The organism is Longimicrobium sp. (genome assembly GCF_036387355.1).
Lineage (GTDB): Bacteria > Gemmatimonadota > Gemmatimonadetes > Longimicrobiales > Longimicrobiaceae > Longimicrobium.
The window spans coordinates 1-3,889 of the sequence record NZ_DASVTX010000584.1; the positions used below are offsets into that span (position 1 = coordinate 1).

Consider the following 3,889-nt stretch of genomic DNA (forward strand, 5'->3'; position numbering starts at 1 on the left):
CGCCCCGTACATCTCCGTGCTGCAGGTAGGCTCCCTGGCCGTACAGGGTAAGCGTATGTGCATCCTTGAAGATGTTCCCGATCAAATCCATCTGTGCGGCGAGTTGCGCCGGAGCGGCGATCACAAGAAGCAGAAGGGACGCGAACCTCAAGCGGGATTTTGTCATGCTCCGTCGCAGATGAGAGGTTTCGGATCTGACTCACTCAGTGTGGCAGAGATGAACGCCGTCGATTTCGATGGAGAATGAGGCTCCGCTTCGCCCGTACGTGGGGCACAGCCTCGGAAGTAGTGATGTAAGGCCGACCAGTAAGAGTCAAGATCTTTCTGATGGTCTACGACCGGCTACACGCCCCGGCGTGCTCAGGGAGGGCGCCCGGGCCTCGGTCACCTGACCGATGCACATCGCTCGAGCATGCGACCTGTCGACCTGCCCGTCTCGCGCGGGTTTGAGGACCGTCCACGGTGGATGACATAGGCGCACGACCACGGAATCGCGGCGGTGCGCCGATCTCATTCTGTCGCAGCGGCTTGGATGGATCGGCCGTGTGCGGACCGGGCGTTGCCTTGCCGGGAGCCGTCCCACCGAGGCGGCAGCGAGCGCCGGAGGGGCACGGCGTAGGCTCCTGTTCCATCACGTTCGACGGCACGACCGATGACCATTCAGCTGAACACCCGACTTTCATCTTTCCGGCGCCGCGGCGCCGTTCTGCTTCTTCTTGCCGCCGCGGCGTGCGGCGACAACCCGGCCGGCGGCGGCGAGGGCCAGAAGCCGCCCGTGCCCACCCCGGTCGCCTCCGTGGCCCTGGACCCCGAGGGCATGACGCTGGAGATCGGCAACCTGCGGGCGATCGGGGCGCGCACGCTGGCCGCCGACGGCACCGAGCTCGCCGGCCGCGCGGTGTCGTGGAGCAGCAGCGACCCGGCCGTGGCCGAGGTGAGCGCGGCGGGGCAGGTGACGGCGCGCGCCGCCGGCGTCGCAATGATCCGCGCCACCGCCGAGGGCCGCTATGCCGAAACGCGCGTGGAAGTCCCCGAACGGGTCGCGCGGGTGGAGATCGCGCCGGGCACGCTGGCGCTGCGGGTGGGGGAGAACGGCGTGCTGGCCGCGTACGCCTACGGGCCGGGCGGTGCGCCGGTGACGGGGCTGCCGGTGCAGTGGTCCAGCACCAACCCGGCGGTCGCTACGGTGGCGGCGGACGGGCGGGTGTCGGCGGTGAGCGTGGGACAGGCGGCGATCCGCGCCACGGTGCTGGGGCGCATCGCCGAGGTGCCGGTGCAGGTGAGCGCTGCGCCGCCCGTGGTGGCGCGGGTGCTCGTCACGCCGGCGCAGCTGCAGCTCAAGGTGGGCGAGGCATGGAGCTTCACCGCGCAGCCGTACTCCGCCGCGGGCCAGCCGGTGGACGCGCCCGCGCCGGTGTGGACGAGCAGCAATCCGTCCGTCGCGACGGTGGGTGCGGACGGGCGCGTGCGCGCCGTGGCGCTCGGCGCGGCCACCATCCGCGCCACCATCGCCGGCGTGACGGGCGAGGGCGTGGTGTCGGTGGCCGCCGATCCGCCCCCGCCGCCGGACCCGGTGGTGTATGACCTGGCGCTGGTGGATGGGCAGGCGCTCCCCGCCGCGCTCTACACGCGGGACATGCCCGGCGGGCAGACGGGGACGGTGCGCATGCAGGGCGGCTACCTGCAGGCGGATGCCATCCCGGCGACGGGGACGGCGCACTACGAGATCGCGCTCTACAGCGCCACGTTCATGCCCGACGGCTCCCTGCGCGACAGTGAGGCGTACTTTGACGAGGGCACGGCCGAGCGCAGCGCGGACGGGATCATCCTCCGGTCGACGATGCACGCCGGACATACCTTCACCGCGCGTTCCGGCGGCGCGGGCACGGTGATCGTCCGCCAGGCCCTTGGTGGCACCGGCACCGTCCGCGACTTCACCTTCCGCGCACAGTAAGCGGGTTGATCATCAAAACGAAGCGCCCCGGCCAGCACTGGCCGGGGCGCTTCTGTTCGTCAGTTCCGAAAGTGGCGGCCGTCGTCAGCCTTCCTTGCTCTCGTAGTCGTTCTTGAGCTGCGCGACCACGGACGGGTCCGCGAGCGTCGTCGTGTCGCCGAGCGTGCGGCCCTCGGCGATGTCCTTGAGCAGCCGCCGCATGATCTTGCCGCTGCGCGTCTTGGGCAGGTCCGCCGTGTACAGGATGGTATCGGGCCGCGCGATCGCGCCGATCTTGCGCACCACGTGGTCGCTGATCTCGCGCTTCAGTTCGTCCGTGGGCTCCATCCCCTCCTTGAGCGTCACGAACGCCGCCACCGCCTGCCCCTTGAGCTCGTGCGCCTTGCCCACCACCGCCGCTTCCGCCACCGCGGGGTGATCCACCAGCGCGCTTTCCACCTCCATGGTCCCGATGCGGTGCCCGGCCACGTTCAGCACGTCGTCGATGCGCCCGATCACCCAGAAGTAGCCGCGCTCGTCCCGCTTGGCGCCATCGCCCGGAAAGTAGACGCCCTCGCCCGGCTGCGTGTCATCGCCCGAACCGACCGTCTCGCCGCGCCACTTGCTCCAGTAGGTGTCCAGAAAGCGCTCCGGATCGCCCCAGATGCCCCGCAGCATGCTGGGCCAGGGCCGGCGGATGGCCAGAAAGCCGCCGCCCGTGGGGATCGTTTCCCCGCTCAGCGATACGATGTCCGCGCGAATGCCGGGGAACGGCGTGGTGGCCGAGCCCGGCACCGTTTCCGTCACTCCGGGCAGGGGCGTGATCATGATGGCGCCCGTTTCCGTCTGCCACCACGTGTCCACGATGGGGCAGCGCCCGCCGCCCACGTTCTCATGGTACCACATCCATGCCTCGGGGTTGATGGGCTCGCCCACGCTCCCCAGCAGCCGCAGCGACGACAGGTCGTACTTGCGCACCCACTCCGTCCCCCACTTCATGAACGCGCGGATGGCCGTCGGCGCGGTGTACAGAATGGTGACCCCGTAGTCCTGCACCAGCTTCCAGAAGCGGCCACGGTCGGGCGTGTCGGGCGCGCCCTCGTACATGAGCACCGTGGCGCCGTTGGCCAGCGGGCCGTACACCAGGTACGAGTGCCCCGTCACCCATCCCACGTCGGCCGTGCACCAGTACACGTCGTCCTCGCGCAGGTCGAACACCAGCTGCGTGGTGGCGTACGCCTGCGTCAGGTATCCGCCCGTGGTGTGCATGATCCCCTTGGGCTTGCCCGTGGTGCCGGACGTGTAGAGGATGTACAGCAGGTCCTCGCTGTCCATCTCTTCCGCCGGGCAGTCGGGGGATGCCGCCCCCACCACCTCGTGCCACCACAGGTCGCGCCCCTCCGCCATGGCCGCGCCGCCCACCGCGTCTCCGTCCGCGTGGCGCCGGATGACCAGCACCTTTTCGATGCTGGGGCACCCGCCCTCCTCAGTGAGCGCTTCGTCGGCCGCGCGCTTCAGGGGAACGATGCCGCCCCGGCGATACCCGCCGTCCGCGGTGATCAGGAGCCGGGCCTGGGCGTCGCGGATGCGGTCGCGCAGAGATTCCGCGCTGAAGCCGCCGAACACCACTGAGTGCGCCGCGCCGATGCGCGCGCAGGCCAGCATGGCGATGGCGGCTTCGGGGATCATGGGCAGGTAGATGGCCACGCGGTCGCCCTTGCCGATCCCCAGCGCCCGCAGCGCGCTGGCCGCGCGCGAGACCTCGCGGTGCAGTTCTTCGTAGGTAAACGAGCGCGTGTCGCCGGGCTCACCCTCCCACAGCAGCGCCGTCTTGGTGCGCCGCGGGCCGTCCAGGTGGCGGTCCAGGCAGTTGTACGCCGCGTTCAGCCTGCCCCCTACGAACCACTTCGCCTGCGGCGGGTTCCACTCCAGCACCCGCTCCCACGGCGTGGACCA

At 70.3% G+C, this 3,889-nt stretch carries 3 protein-coding genes; 2 read left to right on the forward strand and 1 reads right to left on the reverse strand.

What is annotated here, in order from left to right:
* Together VF665_RS25400 and VF665_RS25405 are read left to right on the forward strand one after the other, a co-directional pair.
* The coding region (locus VF665_RS25400; protein WP_331056299.1) for a hypothetical protein at positions 1-247 on the forward strand (247 nt) is incomplete at its 5' end.
* A gap of 405 nt (positions 248-652) precedes the next feature.
* A complete protein-coding gene (locus VF665_RS25405) occupies positions 653-1,954 on the forward strand; it encodes an Ig-like domain-containing protein (protein WP_331056300.1) in 1,302 nt (433 codons plus the stop codon).
* Positions 1,955-2,038: 84 nt separating this feature from the next.
* Here VF665_RS25405 and acs read toward each other — a convergent pair.
* Positions 2,039-3,889, reverse strand: a 1,851-nt coding sequence (gene acs, locus VF665_RS25410) for an acetate--CoA ligase (protein ID WP_331056301.1), incomplete at its 5' end; no start/stop codon positions are given.